At 68.9% G+C, this 15,333-nt stretch carries 9 protein-coding genes; 6 read left to right on the forward strand and 3 right to left on the reverse strand.

Features of this window, described 5'->3' with window-relative positions; genetic code table 11:
* Positions 1–83 precede the first annotated feature (83 nt).
* The gene (locus KIH73_RS04005; protein WP_219080844.1) at positions 84–1,448 is read left to right on the forward strand and encodes an ABC transporter substrate-binding protein; all 1,365 of its coding nucleotides are present in this window, start codon (positions 84–86) and stop codon (positions 1,446–1,448) included.
* Positions 1,449–1,872: 424 nt separating this feature from the next.
* Positions 1,873–2,478, forward strand: a complete 606-nt coding sequence (locus tag KIH73_RS04010) for a YesL family protein (RefSeq protein WP_236022564.1) — start codon at positions 1,873–1,875, stop codon at positions 2,476–2,478.
* Between the two features lie 112 nt (positions 2,479–2,590).
* Here the strand turns inward: KIH73_RS04010 and KIH73_RS04015 are convergent, their stop codons facing one another.
* Positions 2,591–5,917 carry a glycoside hydrolase family 2 TIM barrel-domain containing protein gene (locus KIH73_RS04015; RefSeq protein ID WP_219080846.1) on the reverse strand — a complete coding sequence of 1,109 codons (3,327 nt, stop codon included), beginning with the start codon at positions 5,915–5,917 and terminating at the stop codon, positions 2,591–2,593.
* A gap of 126 nt (positions 5,918–6,043) precedes the next feature.
* Between KIH73_RS04015 and KIH73_RS04020 the strand changes: the two genes are divergently transcribed.
* The gene (locus KIH73_RS04020) at positions 6,044–6,949 is read left to right on the forward strand and encodes a helix-turn-helix domain-containing protein (protein ID WP_219080848.1); all 906 of its coding nucleotides are present in this window, start codon (positions 6,044–6,046) and stop codon (positions 6,947–6,949) included.
* Between the two features lie 136 nt (positions 6,950–7,085).
* Positions 7,086–7,316, forward strand: a complete 231-nt coding sequence (locus KIH73_RS04025) for a hypothetical protein (protein ID WP_219080850.1) — start codon at positions 7,086–7,088, stop codon at positions 7,314–7,316.
* A 173-nt stretch (positions 7,317–7,489) separates the two neighbouring features.
* Here KIH73_RS04025 and KIH73_RS04030 read toward each other — a convergent pair whose 3' ends face one another.
* A complete protein-coding gene (locus KIH73_RS04030; protein ID WP_219080851.1) occupies positions 7,490–8,965 on the reverse strand; it encodes an amino acid permease in 1,476 nt (491 codons plus the stop codon).
* Positions 8,966–9,824: 859 nt separating this feature from the next.
* On the reverse strand, positions 9,825–10,409 hold the full coding sequence (locus KIH73_RS04035) for a TetR/AcrR family transcriptional regulator (protein ID WP_219080853.1): 585 nt from the start codon (positions 10,407–10,409) through the stop codon (positions 9,825–9,827).
* Positions 10,410–10,803: 394 nt separating this feature from the next.
* On the opposite strand from KIH73_RS04035, the gene KIH73_RS04040 reads away from it, so the two are divergent.
* Both KIH73_RS04040 and KIH73_RS04045 read left to right on the forward strand, forming a co-directional pair.
* Positions 10,804–11,505 (forward strand): ABC transporter ATP-binding protein, encoded by a 702-nt coding sequence (locus tag KIH73_RS04040; RefSeq protein ID WP_219080855.1) that lies wholly within the window; start codon positions 10,804–10,806, stop codon positions 11,503–11,505.
* Positions 11,506–11,537: 32 nt separating this feature from the next.
* Positions 11,538–15,281: an FtsX-like permease family protein gene (locus tag KIH73_RS04045; protein ID WP_236022565.1), complete on the forward strand. Its 3,744-nt coding sequence runs from the start codon at positions 11,538–11,540 to the stop codon at positions 15,279–15,281.
* Positions 15,282–15,333: the final 52 nt, after the last annotated feature.

Raw genomic sequence — 15,333 nt, forward strand, 5'->3', positions numbered from 1 at the left:
CGACGGCGACGCCGTCGGCCGGGGCCGAACCCATACATCCCATCCATACCACCCATCCCATGATGCAAAGGAGAATCACCACCATGGCAACCCTGAAGAAGACCGCCGCGGCCGCCGCGGCCATCGCCCTGGGCCTGACCGGCCTCGCCGCCTGCGGCTCCGACTCCGCCGACGACACCGGCCATGTCTACTACATGAACAACAAGTCCGAGATCGTCGACCAGCTACAGCAGCTCGCCGACATGTACCAGGAGGAGACCGGCGTCGAGGTCGAGATCCAGACCGCCGCCTCCGGCACCTACGACTCGACGATGTCTTCCGAACTGGCCAAGTCCAACGCCCCGACGATGTTCAACATCTCCGGCTACGACCAGTTCGCCAAGTACCAGGACTACGTCGAGCCGCTGCAGGACACCGACCTGTACGACATGCTCACCGACGAGGGCAAGGCCTACTCGTACAAGATCGACGACAACGCCTACACGCTGCCGTACGCGGCCGAGTGGTACGGCATCATCTACAACAAGGCGATCCTCGAGGACTACTGCGCCAAGAGCTACGCCGTGATCGACAGCGTCGACGACATCACCGACTACGACACGTTCAAGGCCGTCGTCGAGAGCATCGAGGAGAACAAGGACGACCTCGGCCTGACCGGCGCCATCGCCACGCCGGGCCTGGACGCCTCCGACACCTACCGGTTCGTCGCGCACATGTCCCGCATCCCGCTGTTCTACGAGTACCGCGACAACGACACCACGTTCATGTTCGAGATCGAGGGCACCTACCTCGACAACTACAAGGACTTCTTCGACCTGTCGCTGAACAACAGCCCGACCGAGGGCGGCCTGGTCAGCTCCAAGACCTACGACGACTGCACCGCCGAGTTCTCGCTCGGCCAGGTGGCGTTCTACCCGAACGGCGTGTGGGCCTACTCCAACATCAAGGACAACGAGGTCGCCGACGAGGACCTCGGCATGCTGCCGTACTTCATGGGCATCGACGGCGAGGAGGACTACGGCGTCGCCGGCGTGTACGACGCGTCGTGGGCCGTGAACAAGAACGCCAGCGAGCAGGACAAGCAGGCGACCCTCGACTTCATCGAGTGGCTGGTCACCGACGACGAGGCCAAGCAGATCCTCGCCAAGGACTGCGGCTTCTCCGTGCCGTTCACCACGTTCGGCGATGACGAGCAGCCCGACAACCCGCTGACCGTCGCGGCCAAGGCCTACACCGACGAGGGCAAGACCGAGGTCCGCAGCTTCACGATCCCGAACCAGCAGTGGCAGGACGACATCGCCAACGCCCTGATCGAGTACGCGCAGGGCACCGGCGACTGGTCCGCCGTCGAGGACGCGTTCGTCAACGGCTGGGCCGAGGAGTGGGCCAACAACGAGGATTCCCTGGGCATGCTGCCGCAGGCCGAGTCCTTCTCGTCCGAGAGCTGATTGAGTCGTCACCACAGTTGTCGTCTTTTTTCCCTCTGACGGATTCGGGACCGGTCGCGCATGTGGCCGGTCCCGCCTCCATTGCGATGGCGCTTGGGGCGCCATCGTTCGATTATTCGTTTTGCTGTCTTGACACCGCGATGCCGCGGCGCCGGTTTCGCTGTGGCATTTGCCTTGCTGCGGCTATGGCGTTGTCGTATCGCCGTGGCGTTTGCGTTGTCGCAGTCGTGGCGTTGGCTTTATCGCCGTGATGCCGGTTCGCCGCGACGCCGGTTCCGGTCCGGGCCCGTCGGCCGTCGATTTCGATCGGCCGTCGGTTCCGCCGGTGACGCCGCTCCGCCCGGGTCTCGGCCGCTGTGCGACCGTGCCGCCGGCGCATGCCCGTACCGATAAGACCGTCACATACCGATAGGGAAGGTTTCCGATGACTTCGCTGTTCTCCCAGGATTCCGCGTTGATGCGCGGGCTGTCGTACCTCACCGACGCCGTGTGGCTGACCGTGCTCACCGTGGTCGCCTGCCTGCCGGTCGTGACCGTCGGCGCCTCGCTGTGCGCGGCCTACGAGACGGCGCGGGCGCTCGGCAACGGCGAGGGGCATATGACGCGACGATTCCTGACGGCCTTTCGTTCCAACTTCCCCAAGGCCACGGCGCTGTGGGCGGTGCTCGGCCTGATCGGCGCGGGGCTGGCCGCGTCCTGGATCGTCGTGCAGATCACCCCGCTGCTGGTCGTCAAATTCGCGGCCACGATACTGTGGCTGATCGCGTTCGCCTGGACGTGGGCGCTGCAGGCGCGGTTCGAGAACCCGGTCGGCCGGACTCTGCTGAACGCGTTGCTGATCGGCTTCGGCAACATGGCGCGCACAATCGCCGTCATCGTGGTCGACGCCGCGTTCGTCGTGCTGCTAGCCGCATCCTGGATGCTGTTCCCTCAGGGGCTGTTCCTGCTGGTGCTGCTCGGCCCCGGGCTGCTGGCGCTGGCCCATGAGGCCATCCTCCGACCGGTGATCCGCCGCTATTCCGCCCGGTGAGGGCGCGCGCTCGCCGGCACCGGTTCCCACCCACGCGCGCGGCGCTGGAGGCAACCGCCCCGGGCACGGTTCGGGATGCGCGCCGAAGCGCATCCCGAACCTCCGCATGCCGTCAGACTGCCGGGCGCAGCAGCAGCGAGAACATGAAGCGTTGCTCGTCCAGGCGGTACTTGCCCTGCAGTTCCGGTCCGCAACTGTTCGAACCGATGCCGCTCTGGCGGTAGTCGATGCACACCACCGTCGAACCGGCCGGCTCAAGCTCGCAGTTATGCGCCTTGGCGGTCATCTCCTCGGCGGTGTACGGCAGCGCCTGGAAATCGAACGGCTGCGCCGCGTACACGCCGAGCGCCGGACCGCCGTCGGCTCCGCAGGCCACGACCGCCCAATCGCAGTCGTGGTGGTTGCCGTTCTCCTGCGGCTTGATATACGGCTCGAACATCGTCTCCGGCGTGCCGGAGAACACCCCGTGCCAGCTGGCGCGGCGCTTGTCGATATAGCTCTCGACGGGCCCGAGGCCGCAATACGTCACCCGGTCCATCGACTTCGGGCAGAACAGCCGCAGACCGAAGCGCGGCAGGAACGGGAACCGCGCGTCGCGCTCGACGCTCATGCGCAGATCCACCGAGCCGTCCGACGAGATCGTCCACACCGTGTGGATGTCGGCGATGCGCTGCACGACGGGCGCGACCAGCCCCATCGTCGCGGACACGCGCACCACGCCGCCGTCCGCCGACCACGAGGTCTCGTAAGCCCTCGCGTAGGCCCGGTCGTAGCGCGCCTGGAACCAGCGGTTCTTGACGTACTGGTCGTTGTCGGTGGGCGCGCGCCAGACATCGATCTCCATCGGTCGGTCGAGCAGGTTGCGGTTCCCCGCGACCATCGACGCGAACAGCCCGGTACGCCGGTCGAGGGCGTAGCGGAACCGCTGGTTCTCGATGACGAGATGCGCGCCCTGTTCGCTGACCGTCGGCTGCATGTCGCAGGCCTTGCCGGCCTCGGACTGCGCCTTGGCCACCACATGGTTGCGCGGGTCGGCGGTCGCGACGGCCACCTCGTCGAATCCGAGGTCGAAGCCGACCGGCAGCACGCCGTCGTCGGCCCGCAGCGCGTAGCGTATGATCAGCGTCACCTTGCCGCTTGACGGCACCGCCTCCGCCAGCCGCGGCACGCCCACCTGCGCCTCGGAACGCGGCGGGATCGACGGCAGCGCCAGCCCCTTGCCGTCGGGACCGGCATACGACCAGATCGGTTCGCCGTCGCGACGCAGCTCGACCGTCGCGGTCGCATAGTCGGCCAGATCGCGGAAATCCATGTAGTTGTGCAGCGTGATCGTGCCGGTCTTCCGGTCGAACGCGACCACGCGCGCCGGCCGGTACACGTTCTTGAACTCCAGAAGGCCGGTGTGCGGCGTGCGGTCGGGGTAGACCAGACCGTCCATGCAGAAGTTGCCGTCATGCGGGTACTCGCCCGAATCCCCGCCGTAGGCGTAGGCGCGCCGTCCGTCCGCCACGGTGCCGCGGTCGATCGCGTGGTCGCACCACTCCCAGATGAAGCCGCCCGCCAGGCCGTCGTACCGCTGGATCAGCTCGAAGTAGTCCTCCAGATCGCCCGGGCCGTTGCCCATCGCGTGGCAGAACTCGCACAGCACGTACGGGCGGGTGCCGTTCGCGCCGTCGTCGCCGTTCGATCCGTCGCCCTGCGGGCCCTCGTCGGAGAAATACCGCTCGATCGATTCCAACGTCGGGTACATGCGGCTGTGCGTGTCGAGGTTCGAGAAGTCGTACTCCTTGCCGTCGGTCACGTAGCGGGCCGACTCGTAGTGCGTCGGGCGCGACGGGTCGAACCGCTTGGTCCAGGCGAGCGCGGCCTCGAAGGTGCAGCCGTACGCGCATTCGTTGCCCATCGACCACATGATGATGGACGGCCGGTTCTTGTCGCGCTCGACGCAGCGGCGTACGCGGTCCACGGTGGCGTCCGTGAACTCCGGATTGTCCGCGATCATGCGGTTCCAGCGCTCCAGCGCGGCCTTCTCCGACATGTCCGGGTCGATCACGCACGACGCGCCGTGGCTTTCGTCGTCCGCCTCGCCGATCACGTAGAAGCCGAGGCGGTCGTACAGGTCGTAGAAATGCGGCGCGTTGGGGTAGTGGCTGGTGCGGATCGCGTTGACGTTGTGCTGCTTCATCAGCGTCAGGTCGCGCATGATCTGCTCCTGGTCGATGACGGGGCCGGTCACCGGGTCGGAGTCGTGCCGGTTGACGCCGTGCAGCGTGAACGGGCGGCGGTTGATGGTGAGCACGCCGCCGTCGGCGCGGATCTCCCGGATGCCGACGTGGTCGGTGATGGTCTCGCCCTCCGTGCGGTACACGATGGTGTACAGCGCCGGGGTCTCCGCGGTCCACAGGGCCGGCTCGTCCACGGTGATGGCGGCATGGGCGCGCGCGACGAAGTCGTCGCCCATGTAGTCGGCGGCGTCGCGGTCGGTCGTGACGCGGAACCCGGCGTCGCCGGCATGCTCGGTCGGCGCGCTCGCGACCTCGCCGACGGTCGTGCCGTCGGGGGCGATCAGCGTGACGGCGACCGGGGCGGCGGCGCCGTCGAGGAAGTCGAAGTCGATGGCGACGGTCGCCCGGGCCGCGGCGGGCGCGGCCGTCTGGCCGTCCTCGTCCCGCCAGTCGATCGCGGTCGTGACCGCATAGTCGCGGATCGCGTGCTCCGGGCGCTCGAGCAGGTACACGCTGCGGAAGATGCCGCTCATGCGGAACTTGTCCTGATCCTCCAGATAGCTGCCGTCGCACCACTTGAGCACGAGCACGGCCAGCGTGTTGGCGCCGTCGCGCAGGAACGGCGTGACTTCGAACTCGCTGGTCGAGTGCGAGACCTGCGAGTAGCCGACCGGCGTGCCGTTCAGCCAGACGTAGAAGCACGAGTCGACGCCCTCGAAGTTCAGGAACGTGCGCGGCGCCGCCGGGTCGACGTGGTGCTCGAAGGCGCGCAGGTACACGCCGCACGGATTGTCCTGCGGCACATAGGGCGGGTCGAGCGGGAACGGGTAGTTGACGTTGGTGTACTGATGACGGTCGAAGCCGAGGTTCTGCCACACGCTCGGCACTCGGACCGTCGTGTAGCCGTCCGCCGCGAGCCCGGCGGGCAGCGGCTCGGCGTCGGTCGTGGTATGCACGGAGTTGCCGAGGGCGTTGTCGTCGCAGAACGCCGGCGCATCGGCCTCGCGGGCGCGGCGCACCGCGGCGTCGAGGTCGTGGATGCTGTCGTAGTACCGGAACGCCCACTCGCCGTCGAGCAGCGTGAAGCGGTCGGAGTCCGCACGCCGTTCGCCGACGGTGTCCATGCGCGTCGAGGCGGGGACGAAGTACGCGCGGTTCGGCATCGTGCCTACGTGCAACGTGTGCGGGTCCTCGTAGTAGTGGGGGATGAACATGCGTACCAGCTCCTTCGACTGATGGCGTGCGCCGCGTCGGTGTGCCTCGGCGCGCGGCGGTGGCGGTTCCGGTGTCCATTATCCGCGCGGCGGGGCCGCCCCGCAATGGCCGTTATGATTGTGGATATGCACGAAATTGTCGTCCCTGAGGCCGGCGACACGCCGCGCGACATGGTGATCACCACCGGATACCTGTTCCGTTCGGACGTCGAGGTCGAGGAGGCCGCGACGCCGCTCGTCGTCACCGCCGTCGGCCGGTACCGCATGATTACGCGCGAGCGGTTCGAGACGCACCGCCCGGGCGGACGGCGCGACTACCAGCTGCTGTATGTGGCGTCCGGCGAGGCGACGTTCTACCGCGACGGCCGGATCCGGTGCGTCCCCGCCGGGACGTTGGTGGTGTACCGCCCCGGCGATCCGCAGCACTACGAATACCGCGCTTCCGACCGCACCGATGTGTACTGGGCGCACTTCTCCGGCCGCGACGCGCCGGAGCTGGCCGACGTCGCGCCGGACGGGTTCGCCGACGCGGGCGTGTCGGCGGAATACGGCATGCTGTTCGGCCGGATGATCGGCGAGCTGCAGCTGCGCCGCCTCGGCTTCGAGGACCTGGTGGAGGTCGATCTGCGTCGCGTCGTCGCGCTGGCGCGACGGCACGCCGCCGAGGTCTCCGTCGGCGATGGCGGGCGGATGCCGGCCGTCGTGCGCGGCGCCGTGACGTATCTGCACGAGCACGCGGCGGAGCGGTTCTCGGTCGCCGAATACGCCGAGGAGCAGGGGCTGAGCGTGAGCCGGTTCATCCACGTGTTCCGCGAGGCGACCGGGCAGTCGCCCAAGCGGTACCAGACCTCGATCCGGATGAACGAGGCGCGGATGCTGCTGGAGAGCACCGACTACCCGGTCGCCGAGATCGCGGACATGGTCGGCTACGACAACCCGCTGTATTTCAGCCGGCTGTTCCGTGCGCACGTCGGCATGCCGCCCTCGGCGTGCCGGGCCGGAAAGTCGGGTGCGGGGCGACGCGTTCCGTGAGATCGGGGCCGCCGTGCGCCGGTCCGGGCGGCGGCGCGCGCGGCCGGCGCGTGTCTCCCCGTTTCGTTTTTACATCGTTGTATAGCATAATGGATGGTGACATGGTCGTCCTGTTGTCGCGGCGAACGGAGTGGATATGAGCGTTGCGGAACTCGTGCTGGAAATCGTGATCATCGTGGTGTGCGCCGGGGCCGGCGGCGTGGTGCTGGCCCGCCCCGCCGCGGTGTGGTCGCTGGGGCGCCGGCTGGGCCTGTGCCGCGGTGACATGGGCGCCACCTACAAGTCGGTAAGCTGGATCGTCGGCGTCGTACTGGTCGCCATCGCCGTCATCCACTTGGTGACGACCGCGCTGGCGCTGACGATGTGAGGTGATTGGCCGCGTCGCGGTCCTGGCCGGGCGGCACGCCGGCGGTGGCCGCAGGGTTTGGAGGATACCCTGCGGACAATCCCGATATCCCGCCATTGTCCGCGGACCATCGCCCGAACCCTGCGGGCACCCGGCCCGTCGGACTACCTGCCCGGCAAACCGGCCGACTTAAACTATCGCCGCCGGACCTGCGTGGCCTGGTACGCGACGAGCAGAACCGCCAGCCAGATCACGCCGGCGGCCACCGCGATCCGGTAGCTCGCCGAGAAGCACATCAGCACCACGATCATCGCGAGGAACGCCAGCACCACCCACGGCGTGACCCGGGCGAACGGCAGCTTGAACGCGATCGCGTCCAACGCCTCCCGGCCGCTCTTGCCGGCCAGCGCCGAATCGTCGGGCGACCCGCCGGCCGCCACCACGCGGCGGAACCGCATCTCGGTGACCATGATCATCGACCAGTTGATGATCGCCGAGATCGTCGCGATGCTCATCAGGTAGTTGAACGCGAACTCGGGCCACAGGAACACCACGACCACCGCGATCACCGTGATCGCCGCCGAGGTCAGCACCGCGGCCGCGGGCACGCCGCGGGAGCTCAGCCGGCCGAGGTAGGCGGGCGCGTTGCCCTGTTTCGCCAGGGAGTACAGCATGCGCGAGTTGGCGTACAGGCCGGAGTTGTACACGCTCATCACGGCGGTCAGGCACACGAAGTTGAGGATGCCCGCGGCCACGTGCACGCCCATCGAATCGAAGATCTGCACGAACGGGCTGGACGCGCCGTCGATCAGGTTCCACGGCACCACGGCCATGATCACGCCGAGCGCGACGATGTAGAACACCAGGATGCGCCAGATGACGCCGTTCGTCGCCTTCGGGATGGTGGTGCGCGGGTCCTCGGCCTCGCCCGCGGTCACGCCGATCAGCTCGGTGCCGCCGAAGCTGAACATCACCACGACCAGCGCCATCAGCAGGCCGGTCCAGGCGCCGTCGTCGCCGCGCTGCATCAGGCCGTGCGGCAGGAACCCGCCGTCGAGGGCGAACCAGTTCGCGAAGCTCGCGCGAATGCCCGAATCCGTCGGCAGATTGAGGACGATGACCGCCAGGCCGCCGACGATCATCGCCAGCACGGCCGCGATCTTGATGATCGCGAACCAGAACTCGATCTCGCCGAATTTGCTCACGCCCAGCAGGTTCGCGGCCGTGATCACCACCAGGAAGAACGCCGCCGACGCCCACTGCGGAATGCCCGGGAACCAGTAGTTGACGAACGAGCCGACCACCGACAGCTCGACCATCGACACCAGGATGTAGTTGAACCAGTAGTTCCAGCCGGACACGAACCCGGCGCGCTTCGACCAGTACCGCGTGGCGTAGTAGCTGAACGCGCCCGCCTTCGGGTCCTCGACCGACATCTCCGACAGGGCGCGCACGATCATGAAGATCGCGATGCCCCCGATGAGATAGGCCAGCAGGATCGAGGGGCCCGCCAGCGCGATCGACTCGCTGGATCCGTAGAACAGGCCCGTGCCGATGGCGCCGCCCAGCGCGATGAGCTGGATGTGGCGGTTCTTCAGCGATTTGCGCAGCGACGGCGGCTCCTGGACCGTCACGTCGGCGGTCTTGGCGGTGTCTTTGGCGTTGGTCATGACCGGCCCTTTCCTCTTCGAGTGCTGTCGGCATTGTACGGCAGCGCATGTTACGGCGGTGCGCGACGTCCGGCATAGGGGGTTGCGGCGGGACCGGCCGGTGCGGGCCCGGTCGTGGCGTCGATTGCGGTGGCGGTGGCTGCGGTATCTCGCTTATGTGGCGCGGATTTGGCGTGCTGCGGACATCTATCTGCGTTAGATGAGGCGCCTTATCGCCGGATCCCGGAGTATGGATGGCGTCATGCCGCCGTCGATACTCGGGGTCTTGCCGCAGGGATGCCTCACCTAGTGCAGATAGGTGTCTGCAATCCCTCAAATCTGCACCAGCTAAGCGAGATGTACTCGTATGTTGGGCGATGGTGGCGCTGAGCGCATGGGGCGTGGCCCTGCGCAAGGCCGGCGAGGATGTCGCGGCTCAGGGGGGGCTGAGCGCATGGGGCGTGGCCGCGATCGGTCTGCGGTGCCCGTTGGCGGGATCGCGCCACGGCCGCGGGCATGGTCGGCGTGCATCGGATGCGGCCGGCCTCGCCGCGATCCCGTGATGCCGGAAGCTCCTGAACCGTTCGGGGCGACTGGGGGCGCTCCGAGTCGTTCGGGCGTTCGGTCATCCGGGCGCCGCCCGAACGCCCGGCCCCGGCGCTCGGGAATCCGCTCCGGTCGGGCGGTCGCGGCGGGGCCGTCGCTCGGGGAGGGGTGGATCCATGAGGGGTGTCGAGCCGGCCGGTGCGAGAACGCATCGCTTCGTGGTGTGGGGCGGTTTTGCCCCGGTAGCGCGCGGTGGGTGTCGGGTCGGGTGTCGGGTTGGTCGGGTGTCGGGTCGGGCGTCGGGCTGGTCGGACGCCGGGGCGAATCGCGGCGCCTACTCCTCGCGCCGCGCCGATCCGCCCGGCAGCGACATCTCGATGATGATGCGGGCCACCGTCTCCGGCGCCGCCTCCAGGTCGGTGGCCAGCCAGTGCTGCAGCAGCCCGATGCTGCCGGAGACCGCGAACCGCACGCGCATCTCGGCCTCGGCCGGGTCGGTGCCCTGCGGCTGCAGCTGCGCGGCGATGTCGCCGTGCCCGTAGATCAGCCCCAGCAGCTGCTGCTGGAACCCGGCGTCGGCCTTGGGGCTCATCAGGATGCGCAGGTGGCTGCGGTTGTCGGCGATGTACCGGCAGATGTGCTCGACGATGTGCCGCATGCTGTCGGGGTCGGGCTGTTCCAGCAGCTGTTCGAGCGCGCCGCTCACCCAGTCGATGGTGTCGTTCTCGATGTCGTGCAGCAGGTCCTCGATGCCGTCGTAGTGCGCGTAGAACGTGGAGCGGTTGACGTCGGCACGGTCGCACAGCTCCTTGACGGTGATGCGGCCGATCGGCTTGTCGGCCAGCAACTCGACCAGCGCGTCCTGCATGGCGCGCCGCGTGTATTGCGTGCGCCGGCTTTCGGTCAGTTCCTTCGCCATCGCGTCTCTCTTCCATCCCGCGCCTGTGCCGGCCGTTTGCGAGGACGGCACAGGCGGCGTCGTCCGGTTCGGCCGTGTCGTCCGGTGCGGCCGCGGCGGTCGCGCCGGCCGCGCGTTGCCGCTTGGCGCCGTGCCTGGCCGTGCGGCCTGCCGCGTCGGCCGTGCATGTGGCGGTCCGTCGCCGCTCGTGGGCGTGCGGCCTGCCCGTCGGTTTCCGCGCCGCGGCATCGCCCTGCCGTCGTGCCGCCGCTCTGCCGCCTGCGCCGGGGCGTTACCCGACAACGCGCAAACCGACTGTCGGTTGCGAAACCGACACGGTGTTGGTTTACTATTGAGTATAGCAGTCCTGCGCGTGGGCGCCCCCGCAGGGCGGTCGTTCGGCTGGAGGTGCATGATGGCGTACATCGAATTCGACAAGGTGGTCAAGGAGTACCCCTCCGGCGGCAGCGTGATCCGCGCGCTCGACGAGGCCAGCTTCACCGCCGACCGCGGGCGCCTGACCGTGATCCTGGGGCAGTCCGGCGCCGGCAAGACCACCGCGCTGAACATCCTGGGCGGCATGGACACCGCCACGTCCGGCCGCGTCGTGGTCGGCGACCGCGACATCACCGGCCTGAACAAGAAGGAGCTGGTCGGCTACCGCCGCAACGACATCGGCTTCGTGTTCCAGTTCTACAACCTCGTGCCGAACCTGACCGCGCTGGAGAACGTCGAGCTCGCCTCGCAGATCTGCCCCGACCACTTCGACCCGGCCGAGACGCTGCGCAAGGTCGGCCTCGGCGACCGTCTCGACAACTTCCCGGCCCAGCTGTCCGGCGGCGAGCAGCAGCGCGTCTCCATCGCCCGCGCGATCGCCAAGAAGCCGAAGCTGCTGCTGTGCGACGAGCCGACCGGCGCGCTCGACTACGAGACCGGCAAGGAGGTCCTGCAGCTGCTGCAGGACATCTGCCGCGACGAGGACATGACGGTGATGATCATCACGCACAACTCGGCGCTCGCGCCGATGGCGCACAAGGTGATCCGCTTCCGCTCCGGCAAGGTGACCGGCGAGGACGTCAATCCGGATCCGACGCCGATCGCGGACATCGAATGGTAGTGGCATAAGGGCCTGAAGGGCAGGTGAGGACGATGGCCGGACGACGCAGTCGGCATTCGCGTTCGGGCGCGGCGGGCGTCGCCTCGGACGACGTCCGCCGCCGCCTGGGCGCGGTCGCCGATCCCGACTCCGGCGGCCGGGCGCGGGGGAGCGGGGGCGTGGCGGGAGGCCGCACCGGACGGTGGGCGGGCCGCGCGTTCGTCAAGGACACCGGGCGCTCCTGGCTGCGCAGCTGGAAGCGGTTCCTGTCGATCGCCGCGATCTCGCTGCTTGGCGTGGCCGTGCTCACCGGCATCTACGCCGGGTGCCGCGACATGTTCATGGCGGCCGACCGCTTCTACGACACCCAGGGGCTGCACGACATCCAGGTGCTGTCCACCTACGGCCTGACCGACGACGACGTCGCGGCGCTGCGGCGCGTCGAGGGGGTCGGCGTCGTGCAGCCGGAGCGCACGCAGAGCGTGGAGACGGACGTGGACGGCACTCCCAAAAGCGTCACGATGACCGAGATCGGCGTCGCGGGGCTCGACCTGCCGTTCGTGCAGGAGGGCGAGATACCCGACGAGGCCGGCGAGGTCGCCGTCACCGAGAAGTTCCTGCTGGATTCGGGGCTTGGGATCGGCGACACGATCACGGTGACGCCGGTCGAGCAGGACGGCGCGCTCGCCGGGCTGGGCGGCGACGACGCGTCCGGAGAGGCGTCGTCCGGCGGCGAGTCCGGCGAGGCCGGCGACGGCGCCGGCGATGCGGACGCGGCGGATCCGGGCGGCTCCGATGCCGCCGCCGACGCGAGGGAGGCCGGCGGGGCCGCTGGCTCCGGAGGCGACGAGGCCGACGGCTCCGGTTCCGGCGACGGCGACGAGGAGACCTCGCCGTCGTTCCCCACCGAACTGACGATCACCGCGCAGGTGCTCGACCCCGGCGACCTGACGAACCCGGACGGCTACGCGACCTCGGCGTTCCGCAGCCCGACGACCGCCGACTACGTGTTCTTCGCGCCGAGCGACGGCGTGACCGGCAACGTGTACACGGCGATCAGCCTGAGCGTCGAGGGCGCGGCCGACCTCGACACCTTCGGCGACGAGTACGACGCGCTGGTCGGCGAGGTGGCCGCGCGCATCGAGGACACCGTGCAGGACGACCGGCAGGTCGCCCGGCGCGACCGCATCGTCGCCGAGGCGCAGGACCGGCTCGACCGGGCCAAGGCCGACGCCTACGCGCAGCTCGACGACGCGCAGGCGCAGATCGACGAACAGCAGGCGACGCTGGACGAGAACCGGCGCACGCTCGCCGACACGAGGACCCAGCTCGAGTCGGCCCGGACCCAGATCGGCAGCGGCGAGACCCAGGTCGCGCAGGGCCGCCAGCAGATCGCCGACGCGCGCGCCCAGATCGCGGACGGCCGCCAGCAGATCGCGGACGCCCGCGCCGAACTCGAGTCCGGCCAGCAGCAGCTGACCGCAGCCCGCCAGCAGATCACCGAGGCCCAGCGGCAGATCGACGCCAGCCGCGCCCAGATCGACTCGGGATACGCGCAGATCCAGATGCTGCCGGCGCTGCAGCGGATCCAGTCGATGCTCGACCAGCTGCCGGGCGGGGACATCGACCCCGAGGCGTGGGACCGGATCGTGCAGGCGTTGATCGACGCGGGATTCGACGTCGACCCCGACATGACGCCGTCCGCCATCAAGGAGCAGCTCGCCGCGACGATCGCCCAGATGGAGCAGGCGAAGACGCAGCTCGACGACGCCGGCGCGCAGCTCGACCAGGGGCAGGCCGAGCTCGACGCCCGGAACGCCGAGCTCACCGCGCGCGAGAACGAGGCCGCCGCCGGCGCCGACGAACTCAACAGCCGCTCGGCCGAGCTCGAGGCGAACGCGACCGCGCTGGAGATGCAGTCCGCGCAGCTCGAGGCGCAGGCCGCGCAGCTGGCGGCCAGCAAACAGCAGGTCGAGGACGGCTTGAAGCAGGTCGAGGACGGCGAGGCCCAGCTGGAGGACGGCGAACGGCAGCTGGCCGATGCGCAGGCGGAGCTGGACGCCCAACGGCAGACCGCCGACGACGAATTCGCGCGGCAACAGCAGACCATCGACGACATCGCGGCCGCCCGCTGGTACGTGCAGGACCGCTCGTCGATCGGCGGCTACTCGTCGCTCGACTCCGACGTCAGCTCGATCGAATCGCTCGGCCTGGCGTTCCCCGTCGTGTTCCTGCTGGTCGCCGTGCTGATGAGCCTGACGACGATGACCCGCATGGTCGAGGAGGAGCGCGGGCTGATCGGCACCTACACCGGGCTGGGGTACGGCAACGTCGCCATCGCCCTGCGCTACGTGCTGTTCGCGATACTGGCGTGCCTGATCGGCGGCGGGCTGGGGCTGCTCGTCGGGTTCCTCGGCATCCCGGCGTTCCTGCTGGTGGTGCTCGAGAACATGTACGTGATCCCGGACATCCGGCTCGAATACGACTGGCTGTACGGCAGCGCGGGCATCGCGCTGTTCGTCGTCGCCGTGCTGGTGGCCACCGTGGCCGCCTGCATGGGCGAGTTCCGGCAGACGCCCGCCGAGCTGATGCGGCCCAAGGCGCCGAAGGCCGGCTCGCGCGTGCTGCTCGAGCGCATCCGCCCGCTGTGGCGGCGGCTGGGATTCCTCAACAAGGTGACCGTGCGCAACATCTTCCGGTTCAAGAGCCGCCTGATCATGACGGTCGGCGGCGTCGCCGGCTGCACCGCGCTCATCGTGTGCGGCCTGGCCATCAACGATTCGGTCGACATGCTCGGCCCCAAGCAGTACGAGGACATCTACCGGTACGACCTGATGGTCGTGTCCAGCGACGCGAACGCGCAGACGATGGCCGACCTGGTCACCGGCGACGCGGACGTGAGCGACCCGATGCGCCTGCGGGTGGAAAGCGGCGAGCTGCAGGGCGACGACGGCAGCGCGACCGTCCAGCTGCTGGTCGTGCCGGACGGCTCCGGCGCCGAGTTCGGCGACATGATCGCGCTGCAGGACGTCGACGCCGGCCGCGCCGAGGTCACGCTCGGCGACGACGATGTAATCGTCTCGCAGTCCGCCGCCGCGTCGCTGGGCATCGGGAAGGGTGACGTGGTCTCGCTGGTCGACGGCAGCATGCGGCACGGCGAGGTGACCGTGACCGCGGTCAGCCGGAACGTCATCGGCTCCGACGTGTACATCGGCGAGGAGGCGTACCGCGACGCGTTCGACGACGACGCGCCGCTGACGCTGAACGCGGTGCTTGCGCGCTACGACGGCGACGGCGACGAGCAGGTCGCCTACGCGGAGGAGCTGCAGCGCGACCCGTCCGTGGTCAGCGCCGTCAGCTGCGAGGACATGGAGCGCGGGTTCACGTTCGAGCTGATGGGCGCGGTGGTCGCGCTGATCGTCGCGCTCGCCGGCGGGCTGGCGCTGGTCGTGCTGTTCACGCTGGCGAACACGAACGTCTCGGAGCGCGTGCGCGAGATGGCCACGCTGAAGGTGCTGGGCTTCTACGACCGCGAGGTGCACACGTACGTGAACAAGGAGATGCTGATCCTGACCGGGGTGGGCATCGTGGTGGGGCTGCCGCTCGGCCGGTTCGTCGGCGGGCTGCTGACCGCGGCGCTGAACATGCCCGGCATCTACTTCGAGGTCGAGGTGTTCTGGTGGAGCTACCTGATCGCCGCGGCGGCCACGCTGGTGTTCGCGCTGCTGGTGCAGCTGCTCACCAATCCGGTGCTCGACCGGATCGACCCGGTCAGCTCGCTCAAGAGCGTGGAGTGAGGCCGGGCCACGAACGTCGGGGGCTGCATAGGGTGGTCGGTCTCCGGTCGGC

Source organism: Bifidobacterium phasiani, assembly GCF_019331775.1.
Classification (GTDB): Bacteria; Actinomycetota; Actinomycetes; order Actinomycetales; family Bifidobacteriaceae; genus Bifidobacterium; species Bifidobacterium phasiani.

Bases quoted from the DNA above. Each gene is read 5' to 3' on its own strand.
- KIH73_RS04015 (WP_219080846.1), bottom strand. From the start codon at position 5,917: ATGTTCATCCCCCACTACTACGAGGACCCGCACACGTTGCACGTAGGC.
- KIH73_RS04005 (WP_219080844.1), top strand. From the start codon at position 84: ATGGCAACCCTGAAGAAGACCGCCGCGGCCGCCGCGGCCATCGCCCTG.
- KIH73_RS04035 (WP_219080853.1), bottom strand. From the start codon at position 10,409: ATGGCGAAGGAACTGACCGAAAGCCGGCGCACGCAATACACGCGGCGC.
- KIH73_RS04045 (WP_236022565.1), top strand. From the start codon at position 11,538: ATGGCCGGACGACGCAGTCGGCATTCGCGTTCGGGCGCGGCGGGCGTC.
- KIH73_RS04030 (WP_219080851.1), bottom strand. From the start codon at position 8,965: ATGACCAACGCCAAAGACACCGCCAAGACCGCCGACGTGACGGTCCAG.
- KIH73_RS04025 (WP_219080850.1), top strand. From the start codon at position 7,086: ATGAGCGTTGCGGAACTCGTGCTGGAAATCGTGATCATCGTGGTGTGC.
- KIH73_RS04010 (WP_236022564.1), top strand. From the start codon at position 1,873: ATGACTTCGCTGTTCTCCCAGGATTCCGCGTTGATGCGCGGGCTGTCG.
- KIH73_RS04040 (WP_219080855.1), top strand. From the start codon at position 10,804: ATGGCGTACATCGAATTCGACAAGGTGGTCAAGGAGTACCCCTCCGGC.
- KIH73_RS04020 (WP_219080848.1), top strand. From the start codon at position 6,044: ATGCACGAAATTGTCGTCCCTGAGGCCGGCGACACGCCGCGCGACATG.